Annotated in this window: 18 protein-coding genes; all 18 read right to left on the bottom strand. The window is 53.6% G+C overall.

What is annotated here, in order from left to right:
- Window positions 1-36: 36 nt before the first annotated feature.
- The 18 genes from AC4G46_RS26290 to AC4G46_RS26375 all read right to left on the bottom strand — a co-directional run bounded on the left by AC4G46_RS26290 (window position 37) and on the right by AC4G46_RS26375 (window position 18,345).
- Window positions 37-756: a glycosyltransferase gene (locus AC4G46_RS26290; RefSeq protein WP_491125300.1), complete on the bottom strand. Its 720-nt coding sequence runs from the start codon at window positions 754-756 to the stop codon at window positions 37-39.
- Entirely contained in the window at window positions 753-1,715 is a 963-nt protein-coding gene (locus tag AC4G46_RS26295; RefSeq protein ID WP_491125301.1) for an NAD-dependent epimerase/dehydratase family protein, read from the bottom strand. Before AC4G46_RS26295 ends, AC4G46_RS26290 begins: the two co-directional genes overlap by 4 nt.
- Complete coding sequence (locus AC4G46_RS26300) at window positions 1,712-2,551, bottom strand: dTDP-4-dehydrorhamnose reductase family protein (RefSeq protein WP_491125302.1); 840 nt, start codon at window positions 2,549-2,551, stop codon at window positions 1,712-1,714. Before AC4G46_RS26300 ends, AC4G46_RS26295 begins: the two co-directional genes overlap by 4 nt.
- Window positions 2,548-3,534: a polysaccharide biosynthesis protein gene (locus AC4G46_RS26305; RefSeq protein ID WP_491125303.1), complete on the bottom strand. Its 987-nt coding sequence runs from the start codon at window positions 3,532-3,534 to the stop codon at window positions 2,548-2,550. The genes AC4G46_RS26300 and AC4G46_RS26305 overlap by 4 nt, the downstream gene beginning before the upstream one ends.
- Entirely contained in the window at window positions 3,527-4,618 is a 1,092-nt protein-coding gene (gene wecB, locus AC4G46_RS26310) for a non-hydrolyzing UDP-N-acetylglucosamine 2-epimerase (RefSeq protein ID WP_491125304.1), read from the bottom strand. Before wecB ends, AC4G46_RS26305 begins: the two co-directional genes overlap by 8 nt.
- A gap of 130 nt (window positions 4,619-4,748) precedes the next feature.
- Complete coding sequence (locus AC4G46_RS26315; RefSeq protein ID WP_491125305.1) at window positions 4,749-6,224, bottom strand: glycosyltransferase family 4 protein; 1,476 nt, start codon at window positions 6,222-6,224, stop codon at window positions 4,749-4,751.
- Between the two features lie 210 nt (window positions 6,225-6,434).
- The gene (locus tag AC4G46_RS26320) at window positions 6,435-7,568 is read right to left on the bottom strand and encodes a CgeB family protein (protein WP_491125306.1); all 1,134 of its coding nucleotides are present in this window, start codon (window positions 7,566-7,568) and stop codon (window positions 6,435-6,437) included.
- Between the two features lie 29 nt (window positions 7,569-7,597).
- On the bottom strand, window positions 7,598-8,686 hold the full coding sequence (locus AC4G46_RS26325) for a CgeB family protein (protein WP_491125307.1): 1,089 nt from the start codon (window positions 8,684-8,686) through the stop codon (window positions 7,598-7,600).
- Between the two features lie 717 nt (window positions 8,687-9,403).
- Window positions 9,404-9,577 carry an aspartyl-phosphate phosphatase Spo0E family protein gene (locus AC4G46_RS26330; protein ID WP_082707708.1) on the bottom strand — a complete coding sequence of 58 codons (174 nt, stop codon included), beginning with the start codon at window positions 9,575-9,577 and terminating at the stop codon, window positions 9,404-9,406.
- 89 nt (window positions 9,578-9,666) lie between these two features.
- Entirely contained in the window at window positions 9,667-11,103 is a 1,437-nt protein-coding gene (gene wsfD, locus AC4G46_RS26335; protein WP_491125308.1) for a glycan biosynthesis hexose transferase WsfD, read from the bottom strand.
- A gap of 8 nt (window positions 11,104-11,111) precedes the next feature.
- Window positions 11,112-13,019: an LTA synthase family protein gene (locus tag AC4G46_RS26340; RefSeq protein WP_491125309.1), complete on the bottom strand. Its 1,908-nt coding sequence runs from the start codon at window positions 13,017-13,019 to the stop codon at window positions 11,112-11,114.
- A gap of 198 nt (window positions 13,020-13,217) precedes the next feature.
- Entirely contained in the window at window positions 13,218-14,420 is a 1,203-nt protein-coding gene (locus AC4G46_RS26345) for a hypothetical protein (protein ID WP_491125310.1), read from the bottom strand.
- Window positions 14,417-15,085, bottom strand: coding sequence for an RNA polymerase sigma factor (locus AC4G46_RS26350; RefSeq protein ID WP_491125311.1), 669 nt, complete (start codon window positions 15,083-15,085; stop codon window positions 14,417-14,419). Before AC4G46_RS26350 ends, AC4G46_RS26345 begins: the two co-directional genes overlap by 4 nt.
- Window positions 15,086-15,512: 427 nt before the next feature.
- A complete protein-coding gene (locus AC4G46_RS26355; RefSeq protein ID WP_491125312.1) occupies window positions 15,513-16,151 on the bottom strand; it encodes an ABC-2 transporter permease in 639 nt (212 codons plus the stop codon).
- The gene (locus AC4G46_RS26360) at window positions 16,144-17,013 is read right to left on the bottom strand and encodes an ABC transporter ATP-binding protein (protein WP_491125313.1); all 870 of its coding nucleotides are present in this window, start codon (window positions 17,011-17,013) and stop codon (window positions 16,144-16,146) included. Before AC4G46_RS26360 ends, AC4G46_RS26355 begins: the two co-directional genes overlap by 8 nt.
- On the bottom strand, window positions 17,010-17,390 hold the full coding sequence (locus AC4G46_RS26365) for a GntR family transcriptional regulator (RefSeq protein ID WP_068722010.1): 381 nt from the start codon (window positions 17,388-17,390) through the stop codon (window positions 17,010-17,012). The genes AC4G46_RS26360 and AC4G46_RS26365 overlap by 4 nt, the downstream gene beginning before the upstream one ends.
- A gap of 135 nt (window positions 17,391-17,525) precedes the next feature.
- Complete coding sequence (locus tag AC4G46_RS26370) at window positions 17,526-17,876, bottom strand: hypothetical protein (RefSeq protein WP_491125314.1); 351 nt, start codon at window positions 17,874-17,876, stop codon at window positions 17,526-17,528.
- Between the two features lie 4 nt (window positions 17,877-17,880).
- Window positions 17,881-18,345: a hypothetical protein gene (locus AC4G46_RS26375; RefSeq protein ID WP_491125315.1), complete on the bottom strand. Its 465-nt coding sequence runs from the start codon at window positions 18,343-18,345 to the stop codon at window positions 17,881-17,883.
- Window positions 18,346-18,404: the final 59 nt, after the last annotated feature.

Genomic DNA, 18,404 nt, shown 5'->3' on the forward strand with positions numbered 1-18,404 from the left:
CCCTCCCCCATTAGGTTCTTGGCGGCGGCTGCGCGGTCAGCCGCCCATCGAGGCAATCAGTCCGCGCAGCATGCCGTTATAGCGGGCATTGGTCGCTGCAGCCTCTGCCATAATGACATCGTAATGCTTCAGGGTACCCATCCCGCTGTGGCGCCGGTAGGCTGTTAAGGGCTGGTTCAGCATGACCGGGGGGTAGCCGTTCAGAATCGCCCGGAACCACAAATCGTAATCATGTGTGTAAGGCAGAGACTCATTGAACATGCCGATTGCACCGAACAGCTCACGTTTGAACATAACCGTACAGCCATTGATGGGATTTCCCTGCAGGAAGCACCGCAGGTATTCCAGATGATTCGGAAAGACGGGCGAACCGTTCATCTCCGTCAATTGCGATTCCCCGTTAATAAAATGGAAGTTGGTATAGGTGATCAGCAGCCGGTTCTGCTCCATGAAGAGTACCTGATTGTTTATTTTGTCATGGTAAAACATATCGTCTGAGCTGAGCCAGGCCACATAATCACCGGTAGCATGCAGAATCGCGTGATTCAGGGCGGAGGCAGTTCCTCCGTTGGCTTTGCCCAGATAGTGAATTTTGTGCAGATAAGGGACAATCCGGTCCGTGTGAACATAAGAGCCGTCATCGACTACGATAATCTCATAGGGCTGCCAGGATTGGGATAAGGCGCTTTGCAGCGCCTGCTCGATATAAGGACAATTATAGAACGGGATAATGACCGAAACCTTCGGACGATTCATGACAACCTTCCTTCCCTGCCGGAGCGGCAATAATCCACAATCTCTTTCAGCGAGTGCTCAAGGCTGATTTCAGGCTTCCAGCCGAGTGTAGCAGCATTCTCCACTGCTTCGTCCAGAGTATCCGCTCCCGCTCCCCCAGCCGGCTCCGGCGCTTGCCCGGGGGCATCCGGTCCCCAGTCCATCGGAACCGGAGCTTTGGCGTGCGCCAGAAGCTTAACGGAAATATCGCCCAGCGTCCGCTGTGTTCCCGAGTCGATCCGGTAGACGGTGCCTTCTGCACCGCTGCGGAGAATATAATCGTAAGCCCGCACAGCATCACGCACATCCAGAAAGTCGCGCAGCGCCTGCCGTGAAGACAGCCGGAAGGCCGGCGGCGCATCAGCCCCGCCGGCCGCTGCAGTCTCGCTGCGCACAATATGCTGCGCCAGCAGGGTGCAGAAGCCGGTGGAGGGGCCGGGGCCGATCAGGTTGCAGGGCTCTGCCAGCAGAACCGGCTGTTTGAACAGGGTTCCCCAGGCAAGGGACACCAGCTCCTCCAGCGTTTTGCTGAGGCTGTAGGGATGGGGCGGGCCGGCAGCGGTTCCCGGCCGGTACTTCAGCCGGGAGCCTGCAACCAGAATCCGGCCGGCCGGCCGGGCGCGGAGCGCTTCCAGCAGATACAGCGTCGCCATCACATTGGTCTCCATATAGAGCAGCGGGTCCCGCCACGATTCCGGGACGGAATTGCGGCCGGCCAGATGCAGCACCTCATCCGGCTCCGCCTCGGCAACCATAGCCGCTACAGCACTGCGGTCGCTCAGATCACATACCTGCTGCTTTACCCCTTCCGGCCAGATGAGGCCTGCCGGGGGGCGGCGCACCACAGCAGTAACCTCTGCTCCGGCGGCATGGAAGTAACGGACAGCATGCGCTCCGGTAAAGCCTGCAGCTCCGGTAATCAGCAGCCTGCGCGCCTTCATGTGTACATCGCTGACTGTTTCATCCAGTCAGCCAGTTCTCTGAGCATTACAGAATATGCCGGCAATTCAAAATGAACATCAGCTCTTGTACTCACCAGAGTCCGGTCCTGGACATGCGCGGATTCGGGAATAATCTCAACATCATTTTTGCCGAAGGCCTGCTGCATATGGCGCAGCAGCTCATATTTGCTGAGCGGCTGCGGATGGGCCAGATGAATCAGGCCGGAAACCGGCGAATCCAGCATCTGCTCTACCGCTTTGGCCAGCTCCAGCGTCGTAACCCCGTTCCACATTACCCGTTCATAGCCGGAGACCGGCCCCTTCTGGGCCATAAACCATTCCATCAGCCCGATACCGCCGGCGCGGATTTCCGGGCCGATGATCGAGGTGCGGATGGTCAGATGACCGGGAGCGCGGACTTCACCGAGGCTTTTGGTGATGGCATAGACCGAGGTGCCGTCGGCAGCGTCCTCTTCCGTGTAACCGCCGCGTGTTCCTTCGAACACGCAGTCGGTGCTGATATGGATCAGCCGGGCTCCCGCGGCATCTGCAGCCCGGCGCAGCCGGTGCGGCAGAAAGCCGTTCACATGATAAGCCGTAACCCGGTCACGCTCGGCAAAATGATTAAGGACACCCATTGCATTAATCATGCAATGGGGTGATACCATTTCAATCAGCTTCTCAACGCCGGCAATATCGTCGGCATCGACATACAGCCCGCCAAGATCACTCTTATCCCGGGTTGTATGGAAGACATGATGTGTGCCCTGGCGGCGAAAATACGCCGCCAGCATATGACCCGCCATACCGTTTCCGCCGAGGATAAGCAGCTTCATTGCAGAAACCCTCCCCGGATCAGAATATCCTTGATCTCCTCCTGATCCATCAGGTTATTCTCCGAGCTGAAGCTGTTGAAGGAGACATGCGGATAGCTCTTGTAGTGGGCTTTCAGCTCAGGCATATCCAGTGTCGGGAGAATGACCAGGTACTGCTCATCGTAGACAACGGTCGTCAGGCTCTCGAAATCACTCATCAGAATTTCGTGGATTTTCTCTCCCGGCCGGATGCCTGCCTCGATGATGCTGACATCGGTTCTTCCGGAGGCTTCGATCAGCACCTCCGCCAGATCGACGATCTTGCAGGTCGGCATGGTCATGACGAAGATTTCGCCGCCGAGGCTGACTTCCGATGCTTTGAACAACAGAGTGATCGCATCGCGCAGGGTAAAGAAGAAGCGGGTCATTTTCATATCGGTAATGCGGACCTGGCCCTTATCCTTGATCTGCTTCATGAAGAGATGAACGACACTGCCGTTCGTTCCCAGCACATTGCCTCCGCGCACGGTTACGAACCGGGTACGGGAGCCGAGCAGATTGGCGTAGACGAACAGCTTTTCGCCGATGGCCTTGGTCATGCCGTAGAAGTTGGATGGATTGGCCGCTTTGTCGGTGGAGATATAGATCGCTTTTTCCACATTATTGGCGATGGCCGCTTCGATAACATTCTGGGTACCGACCACGTTGGTCTTCAGCGCTTCATACGGCTGATCCTCACAGACCGGAACATGCTTCAGCGCCGCCAGATGGAACACATAATCCACGCCGCGGCAGGCAGCGACCAGCGCCTCCTTGTCACGGATATCCCCGATTACGAAGCTGAGGCGGTTATCTTCAAATTCGCGGCTCATTGCCACCTGTGCAGATTCACTGCGGGAGAAGACGATGATCTCGTTGGGATTTTGCGGCAGCAGCTGCCGGATAAGCTCATGCCCCCAGGAACCGGTGCCGCCGGTGACCAGAATCCGTTTATTATTAAACATGCAGGTTCCCTCCAAGCAAAAATTTGACTACCTTGGCCGAGACATCCGGGGTCAAATAGCCTTCCGGTGCCTCCCATTTCGGACTCAGCGACGTCATCAGCCGGACACTGCGCAGAATGCTGTTCTGCGTAACTCCCGACACTACATTGCTTCCGCAATCCACCGTCTCCGGACGTTCTGTCGTCCGGCGGATCGTTACGGTTGGCACTCCCATCAGACAGCATTCCTCCTGGACGGTTCCGCTGTCGGTGATCGCACAGAGGGCATGCTGCTCCAGATGGACGAAATCAAAAAATCCGAAAGGTTCATGGAATTCCACCAGCGGGTTCATGGTCAGCGGGAACTTCTCCGTCAGCTTGGAACGGGTACGGGGATGAATGCTGCAGATCAGGCGGAGGCCGAACTGTTCAGCGACCAGATTAAGTCCTGACATGATCTGAACCAGCGACTCAGGATCATCCACATTCTCCGCCCGGTGGGCTGTAACGAGGAAGTACTGGCCGGAGGTCAGTGTAAGCCGGGATAAAATATCACTGCTGCCGATCTGCTCCTGATAGTGCGTAATCACTTCATGAATCGGGTTGCCGGTGAGCACGATACGCTGGCTCGGGAAGCCTTCGCTGACCAGATGGCGTTTGCTCTGCTGCGTATATGGCATATTAATGGTGGAAACCGCGTCGATGACACGGCGGTTTTTCTCTTCGGGCACTTTCAGGTCATAACAGCGGTTGCCCGCTTCCATGTGGACTACCGGAATGCCCATCCGCTCGGCGAGAATAGCGCACAGCGCACTGTTCGTATCGCCAAGCAGGAGCACCCGGTCAGGCTGCTCCTTCAGCAGAATGCCTTCCAGACTGCCGAACATGGCAGCCAGCTGGCCGCCCAGTCCCGCCTGCTTATCCTGCAGCACATAGTCCGGTGCCCGCAGTCCAAGCTCTGCGAAGAACACTCCGCTGAGGCTGGCCGTGAAATTCTGGCCGGTATGCACCAGCACATGCCGCTCTGCATGCTTATCCAGCAGCGGTATGATCACGCTGAGCCGGATAATTTCGGGCCGTGTGCCCAAAATCGTCATGATCTTCATGGGTTCACTCCCTTTGATGTTGGCCCTGCCTGATGCTGTACTCAGGCAGGGTGGTATTGATGCCGGCGTGAGGCGCCTCGCGAAAGGCAAGGCCCGGCGCGCGCGGTGCGCCCCGCGCAAGGGCACAGCCCTAGCGGCTGCGCCCCCGCCGCCGGACCTTCCTGCCGCGGTGCCGCTGCCCGCGGCGGCTCTTCCGGCGCGCGCTGCCGCCCGCGCGCCGCTTACGGCCCGGGCGCTTCCTGCGGCGCGCCCGGGTCCTGGCGCGGCTCAGCCTGCCGCGCCGGAGCTTCGCGCGCCGCAGCCGTGCTGCGCGGCGCGCCTTGGCCGGCGGCGGTGCTGGAGCCGCCGCCGGTTCGCCCCCGCCCGCAGGCAGCGCTGCGGGCGGGGCGGGTTCGGCGCCGCCGGGCTTAGGCGGAGCCAGGCAGTAGCGGAGCTGCCAGCGCTCCGCGAGGCCGAGCAGGCGCGTGCGGTAAGCCGCCGGCCCGTAGGCGGCGTCGATGCGCTCGCGCGCCTGGCTGCCGGTGGCGGCGGCAAGGCCCGGATCCGCCAGCAGGCCGTTCACGCGCGCAGCGAGCGCGCCGATGTCCGCCGCCGGGGCGAGCAGGCCGCCGCAGCCTGCGGCCTGCAGCACTTCGCACAGGCCGCCGGAGTCATAGGCGACGACCGGCTTGCCAAAAGCCATGCCTTCAAGCGCCGTCATCCCAAAGCCCTCACGGATCAGGCTGGGAACCACCAGCAGATCCATGGCGCAGTAAGCAGAGGGCAGCGAATCCTCATAGCCGTAGAATTTGAAGCGGGAGGTCAGCCCTTCCAGCTTTACCTTTCGTACACAGCGCTCATAGTAGCTTTTGTCCCCGGGAGTGCCGATGACCAAGTATTTCGCTTCCGGATGCTGTTCGCTGACCAGAACCGCCATTTTCACAAAATGCTCAAGACCTTTTTCTTTATTAATGAAGGAAGAGATATAACCGATCAGCAGCTCCCCCGGAGCAATCCGCAGCTCCCGCCGCCGTTCGCCCCGCAGTGTGCTCCAGGCCGCCATCATCAGCTCCTGGTCATTCCAGGAGGGCGGAAGCTGCGTCACCTTGCTCTCGCGGATCTCCTGCGGGAAGCACGACGCAGCCGTATGGGAAATAGCCAGAATTTCATCGCTGTTTCTGTTAATCAGCTCCACACTGATTCCGGTGTATTCGTTATCCGTGATTGTCTCGGAAATCTTCCATACTACCGGAATGCCCAGCGACTTTGCCGCCAGCGCCGGCAGGGCATGCACACAGGTGCTCGAAATAATGAACGCCGGCCGGAGCGCGGCAAGCCAGTCTTTCAGCTCCAGGTATTCCCGGCCCTCCTGGAATTTGCAGATGTCCGCCTCAAGTCCCGCATACGGGGTATACATTCCGTAGACCAGCGGGATCGGGATGATCTGCACATTCAAGCCGGATCTGCGGGCCTGCTGGGTCAGCTTGCCGTCTTGAGGTGCTACGAGAATACAATGGAAGTAACAGGACAGCTCGCGGGCGAAGAACAGCAGCAGCTTCTCTGCACCCGTGATGCTGCGGGTATTGGAAACGTGGGAAAAGAGGACGATTGTAGCTTTGTCGGCCATGGTGTTTCGGCGCTCCCTGGCAAGGGGCCTCGAGCAGCCATTCACCTCCTTCAAAGTGTTAAGCTTTTCTTCGCACTTCACATGCCGTCCGCCTCAGGGCGGGTGCCAAGGTCCAGTACTCAGTATATTGAGGGGGAACAGATGCCGGCACGACACCTGTCCCCCGGTAAGCGCACATTTTTATAAAACACTCTCCAAAGAGGAGACCGTTTACCCGTAGATGACAGTCAACAGCTGATGGAGGCGTCGGGTATAGGTGTGATCCTTCAGCGTCCGCTCGAAAGCGCGCAGTGCCATGTCCCGGCGCTCCTCCTCATGCGTCAGGTAATAACGGATTTTATCCATCATCTCCTGCGGACTGGAGAAGGTATCAATCTCCTCACCAACCTTGTAGAAGGTACCCATATCATCTCTGGCATCGCTCAGCTGCAGGGTACCGCTGGCGGCAATTTCAAAGGTGCGAGGGTTTGGAGAGGCGGCCGGAATCAGCAGCGCATTGTTGTTATCCTTTTCATCCACATGGGCACGGTGCAAATTAATGACTATTTTGGAGCCGCTGTAGGTAACTGCCGTTTCCTGCGGAGTCATCCACTTCCCGATTTCAATCCGTTCCCCGTAGAGAGGGGCTTCCGGAAGACGGTCCCACCAGATTCCGTTAATGACGGTGTTATAGCTCATCAGCTCAGGCATGATATCCCGGAAAAAATTGATCCGGTTCCAGTAAGCCGAACCAATGAAGCTGACATCCCGCTGAATCGGTGAACGGCCGGTCGTCGGACGGTAGTGCTCCCGGTGAGCGGCGAACGGCAGGTAATGCACCTCAGGGCAGCCCAGGCCGCGGTATACCTCCACACAATTGCGCTCCAGCGTGAATACGTAATCGTAGTGGGCAACAATTTTCATCGTAAAATCGGTATAGTACGGGTCATCGGTAAGCCAGATTGCCGTCTTGATGCCTCTGCCCCGCAGCATGGAAATCTGATCCAGCGGCAGCTCCATTCCGTCCAGCACCAGCACCAGATCCGGACGCTGCGCTGCTGCAAGCTCTGCCAGGTTCTGCCGCACATCCGTTACCGTAACCTGGGTGGTCAGCTTCTGAAGGGCGTAAAGAACGGCGTCATCCAGCGGGGAGTAAGGGTAGCCCTTGCCGGAGGCTACATACATTACATGCAGGTTTCTCACCGGAATCGGCTCCTCCGGCCGGCCGTCCAGGATGGCGAGCCGTCCCCGCAGATAACCCTCGTCATAGCCGGTCTTGAAGCCGGTCAGGCGTCCGCGCAGTTTTTCTTCCTCCGCCGGTGTACGTGGCAGCGGCGGCGCGGGTATGATAAATTCGTTATTCATGAATAATCGCTCCTTCATCCCTTTGGATTTCACATTTGTGAAGTAAGAACATTCAGCAGCTTCGGCAGCCTTGCCGTAAAGGTATGGCGGCGCAAGGTCGTCTGCAGCCCCCGCAGCGCAAATTTCCGCCGCTCATGCTCATGCTTCAGGTAGTAATCGATTTTGCGCTTCAGCTCTTCCGCCGAGGCAAAGGTCTCCAGATCGTAGCCCGGACGGTAATAGCTATCCAGATCCTCACGGATATCCGTCAGCTGCATCGTTCCGCAGGCGCTGATTTCATAGGTACGGGGATTAATGGAACGCGACGGCAGCTGAAAGGTATTGCGGTTATCCAGTCCACCTTCCCAAGGCCGGTGAATGTTGATGACCAGCTTCGCCCCGCTGTAATAATTGGCCGTTTCCTCCGGAGGAATAAAGCCGCTTTTGATAAAAGGCGACAGCTCCTCGAACTGGCTCAGCCGTTCCCAGAAGCCGCCGGCGATCAGCACCTTTTTCCCCTTCAGGTAAGGCGCCAGCTCATCAAACAGCGCGGTGCGGTTACGGAACGCGTTGCCGATGAACACAATGTCGAACTGGTGCTGCGGCCCGGTCCTGCGCGGATAGAACATTTGCGGATTGACACAGAGGGGAAGGTAGTGGACAGAGCCCGCCCCCAGTGAACGGTAAAATTCCACACACCCCAGCTCATGTGTAAATACATGGTCATAATGCAGACAGATGACGGAGGTATCCTCGGTAAAATAGGGGTCATCCGCAAACCAGATGGCTGTAGCGATGCCCAGTTTCCGGATTTCATCAATCTGATCCAGATGGTTCTCGGGAAAGACATGCAGCCCGTTCATGACCAGTACAGCTCCCGGCTTCTCGCGCGCTGCAACCTCCAGCATCGTATCAGGACTCGCGAGAATCAGTTCACTGACAAGCTGCCGGAGCGCTTCTGTGATTCCTGTATCTATCGCTTCAAACCCCTGGGGGACATACATCAGCTTAAAAGGCCGGCATGCTTCCACCTCCGGAGAATTCAGGCGTTTCACAGCTTCACATAAGCCGAGACGGTATCCCTCCTGATAGCCGTCCCGGTAATCCCGCGGACGCGTTCTTCTCGTTTTTACTTTCACGGCTTTCACCCTGCCCCGTCATATTCTCAAGACAGTAGTACTATATGCGGAGTCAGCATCCGCCTCATGGACATCTGCCATGCCCGTCGATAAATTGGCAGATGCCCGCTGTCAATCACCCCGGGTTGCCCGCACCTTTGCTGATTCCTTCCACTCCAGCCACCGTTGCTGCCAACACAAAAAAGAGTGCCCCAGGCAGCAAACAGCCGCCGGAGCACTCTTATTAAGTTGTTACTCATAACCTCTATAAAACTAACTTTTGTTGGATGTGCAAGATCAGCTTGCTTATAGGGACGTTCATCCATATGTGTAAACGTGCGCTCATCGGTACGTTCATGTCATGCGACTAAGTGGATTTTTGCCATCTATTTTTCATCTATGCTGCTTTTTTGGAAAATTAGTTGGAAAAACGCTACTTAAATGCTCCCAATTCACTCCACACGGCCGATACGCATCAATTTAAGCAGCATTATTCCACTTAGTTACCGTAAAGTCCTCTAAAACAGGAATTTAAGTAACTAAAATCCAATTAGTTTCTTCCACCAGCCTGCTTTCCGCCAAATCAAAGGCATTTTTGCCCTTCATGCCGCCCATATGCCCATCCCCCTCTCCCCCCCGCGCAGACAAGCATATTTCATCCCCAGCTCCCATAAAAAAAGGACACCCAGACGGCCACACCGTCCAAATGTCCAAGATATACAATGCTTTTGTCTTATGCTAATAGGGCATGTCATCCTTGTCGGTGAGACAGTCCGTATACTCATTCAGCAGCGCATCCAGCTTAACAGATTGGCGGAGGACTCTGATATCCTGCACTCCATACTCAAGAGCCAGCCGGTTCAGCTCCTGTCTTGCCTGCTCGATTCGGTCCCTGTGTTCGTCATTTCCCATAGCGGCCCCCTTACTCAGTTGAGGCTGTAAGCCATTGTTAATCTTTTACTAAAGTTCCAAACACATTGTATTCGATTATGCACCAAGGGTCAATTGCCCAAAGTCCCATTCTTGCGCCCCAAAAATCCTGCAGCAATACGCACAATGCCGCCCAGCATTACGACGGCCATCATATCAAAGCTCACATTGAACAGGAACAGATGCTTGCCGATATCCGCCCGGCCGTCACCGAGAATCGGCACCAGGAAAGAGAACAGCCCGATCAGACCCAGCAGCATGAGCAGCTCTCCGGCAACCCGTTCCCGGAGCTTCCGGGCACGGAAATAATAGAACAATACTCCTGCGTAATAGACCAGATAAAAGAGTCCAAGGAACCAGAGCGAATCAGGCAGATGCCTGTTTTTGAACTCACTCCACCCGCTGTATGTATAGGCCACTGCCCCTGCGGGCTTACCCAGGCTTTTCTCATAGCTTCCGAGATAATAGGGGCGGATGGACATGCTGTTCTGTGCCGCATACTCCATATTATCTATCAGCCGCGAGGTATGTTTTAGATAGAAGAAAAGGACATCCTTATGCGAGATCCGGTCATAAAAATCCGGCGTCAGCGAAGGATCATCCTGCTTGATTGCCGTGTCCCCCTGAAAATAGTTCGTTCCCGCCAGCACCTCAAGCCGTTCCGGCAGCCCGAGATCGCGAAGATCGCCGCGCACATCCGGAGACTCGTTCAGAATCCCGAAGAATACCGTCTGGTACAGGTTAATATGCTTCAGCTCCTTGGGAGCCGTCACGTACAGAATGACCGATATAACCGCTACCGCTACAGCAAACCGCCTGGCCAGCTTCCCGAAGCCCCCTTCCCTCTGAAGGGAACCGAGACGCCAAAAAATCAGCATAAACGCAAGGCCCACCGGCGCGTTCTGGGTTTTGGAGCAGACGAGAAACAGCACAGCAATGAAGAACAGCGTTAGCCCCCTGCGGGTCGGATGGTCCTGCATCGTCAGCCTCAGCCCGAGGACAAAGGTCAGCAGCATGAACACCATCGACACCGGTTCGCCGAACAGCGAGTTGAAATAGGCCAGATACCCGATATCGTAAAAAACAAACAGCATCCCGGCCCCGAGCAACAGTCCCATAACAGCGGAGTGCTTGGCCCCGAGCTTCACAGTCAGCCAGGTCGCGGCAAGCAGCAGCACGGCATAGACCGCCCCGAGCACCCGGATATCAAAATAGCTGTTATGAACCAGTCCGGCCAGAAGCCGGGGGACTAGCACCAGCAGGATCTGCGAGGATGGATAAAAGCCCCTGAACAAGTTGTCGTAAGCGAACTGCGAGTGGCTATAGCTGAAAAAGCGGTCCGCATAACTCTCCGCGGCATCATAATAATTCAGTCCGATTGTATTCATCATGCGCAAAAAATCGCCATTATCGGCCACCCCGACAAACGGCTGCAAAAACAGCAGATACAGTATAAGTCCTACGCCGGCCAGTGTAATCAGAACCTGCGGCTTTAGTACTCTTTTCATAGCTCCTCCTAGCGCTGCGGCAGCAGCTTCACATATTCATCAGACAGCTTCATCAGCTGCAGAATATAGTTATAATCTCCCTCATACTTGCTGTAGTCTTCCACAGGCTGAAATGTTTGAAGTGACACAGCTTCACCGTCAGCAAAGCTTTTACCCGGCACAAACATAATCTCATCGTTAAAAAAAGAGCCTGAGGGCAGATAATAACGCATCCCGATTACATTGCGCTCTATATTGAGCAGGTCGTGCCCGAAGGCCGAAAAGCCTTCTGCTTTCAAGTCCAGACCCAGCAGATTGGCTACGGTCGGTAGAATATCCAGCTGCCCTCCGACACGCGTTACTGTCCTGCCCTCAGTCATTCCCGGCACATGCACAATCAGCGGAATATTGAACCGGCTGATCCGCGGGTGATACGAAATACCCAGCGCTTCCCCCACCTGCTCCGGCTGTACATCCTGCGGCTGCAGGCCGAAATGGTCGCCGTACAGCACAAGCACCGTATTGTCCCACAGCCCCCGCTCCTTCAGCCCTTCAATTAAAGTGCCTACTGCATAGTCGGTATAGTTGATCGCTGTCAAATAATCGCCCAGCATGGTGCCTTCCAGCGAATCGGGCATGGCAATCTTCTTAAAGCTGTCCGGAATCTTGAATGGATGATGGCTCGAAGCCGTCACCAGCTGGGCATAAAAAGGGGTTCCCCGCTGCTGCAGCTCTGCCAGCTTATCCACAGCGGTAACATACAGCTGTTCGTCCGAGGCGCCAAACGAATTGAAGTGGTCGTTGACGAAATCGCCTTTGTCATAGTACCCGTTAAAGCCCAGTGCCGGATACAGCTCATTACGGTTCCAGAAGCCGACCTTATTCACGTGGAAGGTATAGGCCTCGTAGCCTTTTTCACGAAGCAGCCGCGGCAGACTTGGCAGCTCACGGTCAGCAAAGCCGGTGGACATCGCCAGCGTACCGATCGGGTAGATTGAGGTGTTGCTCATAAACTCGGCGTCCGAGGTATTGCCCGGGCCGATCTGCTGGAACACACGCGGAAAATAAAAGCCCTCACCTGCCAGCTTGTTCAGAACCGGCGTCAACTCCTGCCCGTCCAGTGTCTGAAGCAGCGGAAAGGCCTGGAATGCCTCCAGCTGGATAACGATGACGTTTTTACCTTTTTGCGAGCCAAAATGGTCCGGAACCGTTCCGGCTGGCTTGCTGCTGTAGGGATAAGACGCTTCAAGATTGTTTATTTTGGCAACCGTTTCATTGATATCGCCCGTGCCGATCAGCCCGTTATCCTCCTGCGCTTTGAGTGCTGCTACCACCTCATAGTTCAGGAACCCGGCACTTTCCGCCTGCACCAGCTCGTTGGTGATGCTGCGTGCGGCATGTACCGAGTATGCAGACAGTAACCCCCCGCCGATAATGGCCACCAGAACGACAACAAGCTGAATTCTTGAGGAGGCCGGGCGTGTACCGCCGCTGTAGCTCCGGCTCTGATAAGCCGGCCCCCGCTGCCATCTGCGTATTCCCGCATAGACGGCCATTATTACAAGATCAGCGAAGAACAGGTAATCCGCCGGCTGGATCGTCGATTCCACACTTTCTTTAACCTGGAATACCTGGTTTAGCTCATAAAAAGCCAGATAGGTCGGGACCGAGCCGAAATGGTTAAAATACACACTGGCCGCAAACAGCAGCAGTGACAGGATGACATTGAAGCTCCAGTAGGCACCTGACTTGATCCGCCGCGGCAGCAGCACAGTCAGAACCCCCAAAATCAGCAGCACCGGAGCAAGGTCCATGGCAATCCATTCCCAGGCAATCCGTTCAAAAAACAGCACCCGCAGCAGCAGCAGCTTCAGCCAGACCAATCCTGCTACCATATAGAACTGCACAGGCAGCAGCCTGTTGTTTTGTTTGTTCATAGAGATCCCTCTTACTTCCATACTATATTTCTGTTAACTAAATTCCACTTTTTTGTAAAAGTTCAGATTTATCTAGTATAGCAATTGTTGTTTTGTTACGCAAAACACGCCCGCAAACTTATCATTTCTTGGATAGCAAAAAGAGACACAGCCTGCTGCAGGCCTGCGTCTCTTCTATTGCCAGAATGTATTTCTTCATTAATATAGCGTGTTGCTTGCTCTCTTTATACTGAAGCTGTACATGACGCCATCCAGGTTATAAGTAGCTTCAATGGCCGGCCCACCGCTATGGCTCTCAAAGGTGACCACTCCCGGCCTTGGTCCGTTTTTAACCAGCGTGTAATCCTCCTTCAGATTAATTCCGTACAGTTTGTCTGCGATGACTGCAGCTGTGCTCTGGAGGATGGCGTTGTCCTTGCTGAGCAACAGCTCATTCCGTTCCTCGTCAGTCCGGGAGTCGCCCAGATCCACAAGGTTCAGTGCATAGTCGGCTACATCCAGAACAGCCAAGGTTGCATAATCGAAGGTCACAAAGGTATCTCCGCCCCGGCCGTCTCCATAATATAAAGATATTTCATCGCCTGCACCTTCTGCGGTGGAACGGATAACTCTGGTCAGCTGGTCTGCCAAGCTGCTAAATCTAAGCATTCCGAGTGCTTCCAGTCCGGCTTGTTTAAGCTCCTCACTGACCTCGTTCTGATCCATCTCGAAATAAGCACGCTCGTAATTCCCGTTCGCAAAATTAATGGCAGCATCCGCAGCGGTAATGACGTTTTGAACCTGTACGCTATGATCCGGTGAGCGCCCGTAGTCCACATAACGCGTAGACCCGGTAACGGAGAATTCTCCTGTGTAGCCCAGCTCCCGCAGCTTCTCTTTCGCATCACTGATAAGCTTGCTGTCGGTTGCTTCCGCTCCAAATGCTGCATTCATCGTGTACGCGTCCGCTTCCCCTGTCTCTGCATTAAGCCTGAGCATTGCATAAGCTTTGCTGTACTCACTGTATACAAGTTGTACGCGTCCAGTATGCTGCTCATACTCCAGCTTCTCGAAAGGGATTTCCCGGCCAAGCTGCTTTATGATCAGCTGCTCTGCAATCTTTTTTAGTGCTTCCTCTGTTAACTCAGCCTTGTTCTCTACAGGCAGGGTAACACCTGCGGGAGTCTCTGCTGCAGATGGCCCAAGCTTCAAGTAAAGAGTTCCAGCTCCAGCCAGCAGCAGAAGGATGACGACAGCCATAACCGCCAGCCTTGGCATGCGCCGGGAGCGGGGACGAGCCGGTTCTGCTTCTGAACGCAGCCTCCGCATCACCTGCTCGGCAGAGGAATCCGTAAATTTCGCCTCCTGGAACGGCCCTTTACGGGCCTGCTCATACCACTTCGGCTCACGTTCATCCATCATTGTAACCCCCTTAGTTTATCCTGGACTTTGCGGCGTGCCCGGTGCAGCCGCGATTTGACGGTTCCCGGTGGCAGACCGGTCAACCCGGCAATTTCATTAATCGATAGCTCAGCCTTGAGATCCAGCACCAGCACCTCACGCAGCTTATCCGGCAGCTTCATAATAATGCTCCAGATGTCCTTCGTCTGCTGGTTGCCCATGTATTCCATCTCCGCTGAGCGTGTTGTGCCGAGCAGCTGTCCGGCTTCCGCTAGTGCTCCCTGCCGCTCCGGGTCTGCCGGCGTCAGACTCTGTACCCCGCCGCCCCAGAGTCCGGTGCGGAAAAACCGCGACTTGCGGTAAGAGAACACGGTGTTCCGCGCAATCGTTAACAGCCAGGCCTTCAGGCTTGCCGTTCCTTTGTACGTACCGATCCGGTAAAAACATTTCACAAATACCTCCTGCGCGAGATCATCCGCCTGTTCGGTATTTTTGGTCAGATAATAGATATAATTCCAGATGTCATTGCCGTACAGGCTCATAATCTGCCGCAGCTGTTCTTCATCCATAGCTTCGGCAAGCTTCAGCCTATCCTCCAGCCCACTCTTATGCTCAGCCCTCTGCTCATCATTCAAACCAGCCCTCAGCTCACCCCTGAGTTCATACTTCAGCTTATCCAGTTCCAAGCGCTTCACCTCACTTCATACGACCCTGTTAATACGGGAAAGGTTCCATTTATTTTCTAGTAAATTACCTCATCTTTACTTAATTGCACTTTGTACACTTAAAACGCCACTTTTTCAGCCCAAAGCCCGTTTAAGTGTATTCCGTGCAACAAAAACAGGCGAAAAACGCTTTTTCGGCCGATTCGGGCAATTTTAGTTGCACAAACTACAGTTATATGGCGAAGGGGCATATTCCTGCTGGTTTTAATTGTACAACGTGCAGTTATTCTGTCCGGCGGAGGGGAAGGCAGGCTTTGCAGAGGAGCGTTTCAGCGAGTTTAGCCAGTCTAGTTATATTTACTGAAGCCAAAAAGACCCCCGGTATCCCCAGAGGTCATCTCTTTGTTTATATAGCACTACTTTTGCAAGTAATGCGGGCTTTTTTACATTAAATATCCTTGGCAGTAAACACCCGCAACGAGATAAGATAAGAGCAGAATAGAATCAGCACATAACCGAGGCCGGCAATAACCGGCACCAGCGGACTGTTTGTACTGCCGTTGCTCACCCATTCTGCCAGTCCGGGAAACCATTCCATCAGCTGTTTTATCGCAGCGAAATTAAGCATAATCAGCATGATAAACACCATATTGACCACCTGGGTTCCTTTGCGGCCCAGCCAGTAATGAAGCGGAAGATAGAAGGAGGCCAAGAGCGGAAAACCGGCGATGCAGAGCAGCAGCTCTCTCCAGGCAAGCGGATCAGTAGTCCGGCCGGCCGAGAAGGCGACCAGATACAGCAGTACAGTACAGGCGTAGCTAAGGATCGAGTAAGGGAGCATCGCCAAATATTTGGCCAGCACAATTTGCTGTCTTGGAACAGGCAGACTGACCAGGAACTTCTGGTTGTTATGCTGCACATCCAATGTGCAGGTATTGATCAACAGCAGCATGGCCGGAAGCAGGGCGAACACAGTGTAGTTATCAAAGTTCGTAAAGCCCATGACCATATAGTATGGAATCAGCAGCAAGATGAACTTTTGCACAATAATGAAGTCTTTGCGGATGAGATGAAAGGAATTATACACGCAGATCGCTCCCTTTTACCGAAAAATACATAATTTCCTCCAGCGTTGGCATCTCGCAGATAGCCGTATCCTTAAAGTAACGCTCGCCCTCCGCCCGGTTGCCCATCAGCCCTTCAAAGCCGTGTGCGCTCTCGCGGATTCCCAGGAACAGACGGCGGGTGTCGCGGTCCAGCAGCTCTTTACCGCCTTTGACGAGCAGATATTTCTCCGCCAGCGCCTCCTTCATCTCACTAAACACAACCCGTCCGTCATTCACAAACACAATATAATCGGCGATCCGGTCGAGGTCGGTCGTGTTATGGGTGGAGAACAGAATGGATTTTTTCTCGTCCTGGATGTGTTCGGTTAACAGATCAAGCAGCTCCCGCCGGAACACCGGATCAAGCCCGGACGTAGGTTCGTCCATAATAAGCAGATCAGCGCCGTGGGATAAAGCGATGGCGAGTGAAAATTTGATTTTCATCCCCTTGGACAGATCCCTGATCTTCTTGCCCGGAGACAGCCTGAACAGCTCCTGGTACTTCACATATGTATCTTCATTCCAGCGGCTGTAGAAGGGGGCGATCACCTTTTTCATCTGCTTGATTGTCAGCTGCTCATAATAAATATTTTCGTCCGACACGTACCCGATTCGTTCCTTAACCGCGGACTCCTGCTCTTTATTCTGCCCGCCGAACAACTGAATGTCACCCCGGTCCGGGCGGACCATGCCCATGATCATCTGGATCAGCGTGGTTTTGCCTGCACCGTTGGGGCCAATCAATCCGGTAATGTAGCCTTCCTTGATACCCAGCGAAATGTCCTGCACCGCAAAAGAACCATAGCTCTTATGTACATGCTCCAGCCTGATACAATCGCTCATTCCTGCTCCTCCTCGTAGATAAGTTTCAGCATCTCTGCCAGTTCAGCATAAGACAGCCCCAGCTGCCTGCTCTCCTCACTGACTTCCTTCAGCTTCAGCTCCAGTATCCGCAGCCGCTGCTCTTTGATGAATTCCTGATCCGCCCCGGATACAAAAGAGCCCTTCCCGACGATCGAGTTAATCAGACCCTCCCGCTCCAGCTCCTCATAAGCCCGTTTGGTCGTAATCACACTGATCTGCAGCTCCTTGGCCAGCTGGCGGATGGACGGCAGAGGTGTCCCGGCTCCCAGCTCCCCCTGCAGAATCAGCTGCCGGACCTGCGTCACTATCTGGGCATAAATCGGCTCTCCTGATGTACTTGATATCAAAATGTTCATGCTGCGGCACCATCATCCTTTGGTAAAATGTGTTTAATGTATATATTTAATATATACACTATATAAGGAGGGGTGTCAAACATAAAAAAGAGCTTGAAGATGAATCTCCCCAAGATCTTTTAAATGCACGTTACCTTAATATTGTTGGCTGAAAGGCAGTTCAAACATATCCAAATCATTCTCATCCACCTTCACTCTAAACGCCACTACAAAATAACGCTTATCATTTGATGATAGGACAATGATTTTTTCACGCTCTACATCCTTACCGGTTTTCTCCTTGATATAAAGAACGTCTTCCTCTACAGCTTCTTCAATCCTTAAATTAGTAAGGTTACGCGGTAAGTCTACGTAGGTAACATCGATAAAAATAATATCAATATTCCTGGCGTGATCAGCGTTTTTAATGCTTCTTATTAATAATTCCCCGTGACTAATGTGATAGTACCAAAGTTTAAACACTCTGATGTCATCAAAAGATCTCACACGGCTATGTCCTTCTCCTTATATTGATGTATCTATAAAATTCATCTCTCGGCAAACATTTTACAATAGATACACCAAACCTCATTATATAATCATTGTACTTCTCAAGATAAATTTCCTGAATTGCATTATGGAAGCCGACCTGATTATGATACGGGATATCTTGCCCATTGCTATTAATTAACTTCAAGTGAAAAATTTGATTATGGATTATTTGGAATATCTTATAGATTTCATCTACACAATCATCGAACCAGGAAAAGCAGCCCTCAATTGATATTTCCAAAATTCCATCGTTATTTAAATGAAGCGTCATAATCAGAAAATTATCCAATTCAAACTCATTCGTTCCTCTGGATTTATATTTTATGTTCAGATCAGCGAGCTTGCTTAGAAAATGAGGTATGGAGTTATTGATGCCTTCAGCATCTGAAACAAATAATTTAATATAAAAACTTTCGGCTCCCAATCCTTTCACCGCCTTTGTATATATTAGCCTCTTCCTTCTCTATTTTCGGGATAGTCCAA

The organism is Paenibacillus sp. fava2 (genome assembly GCF_058313675.1).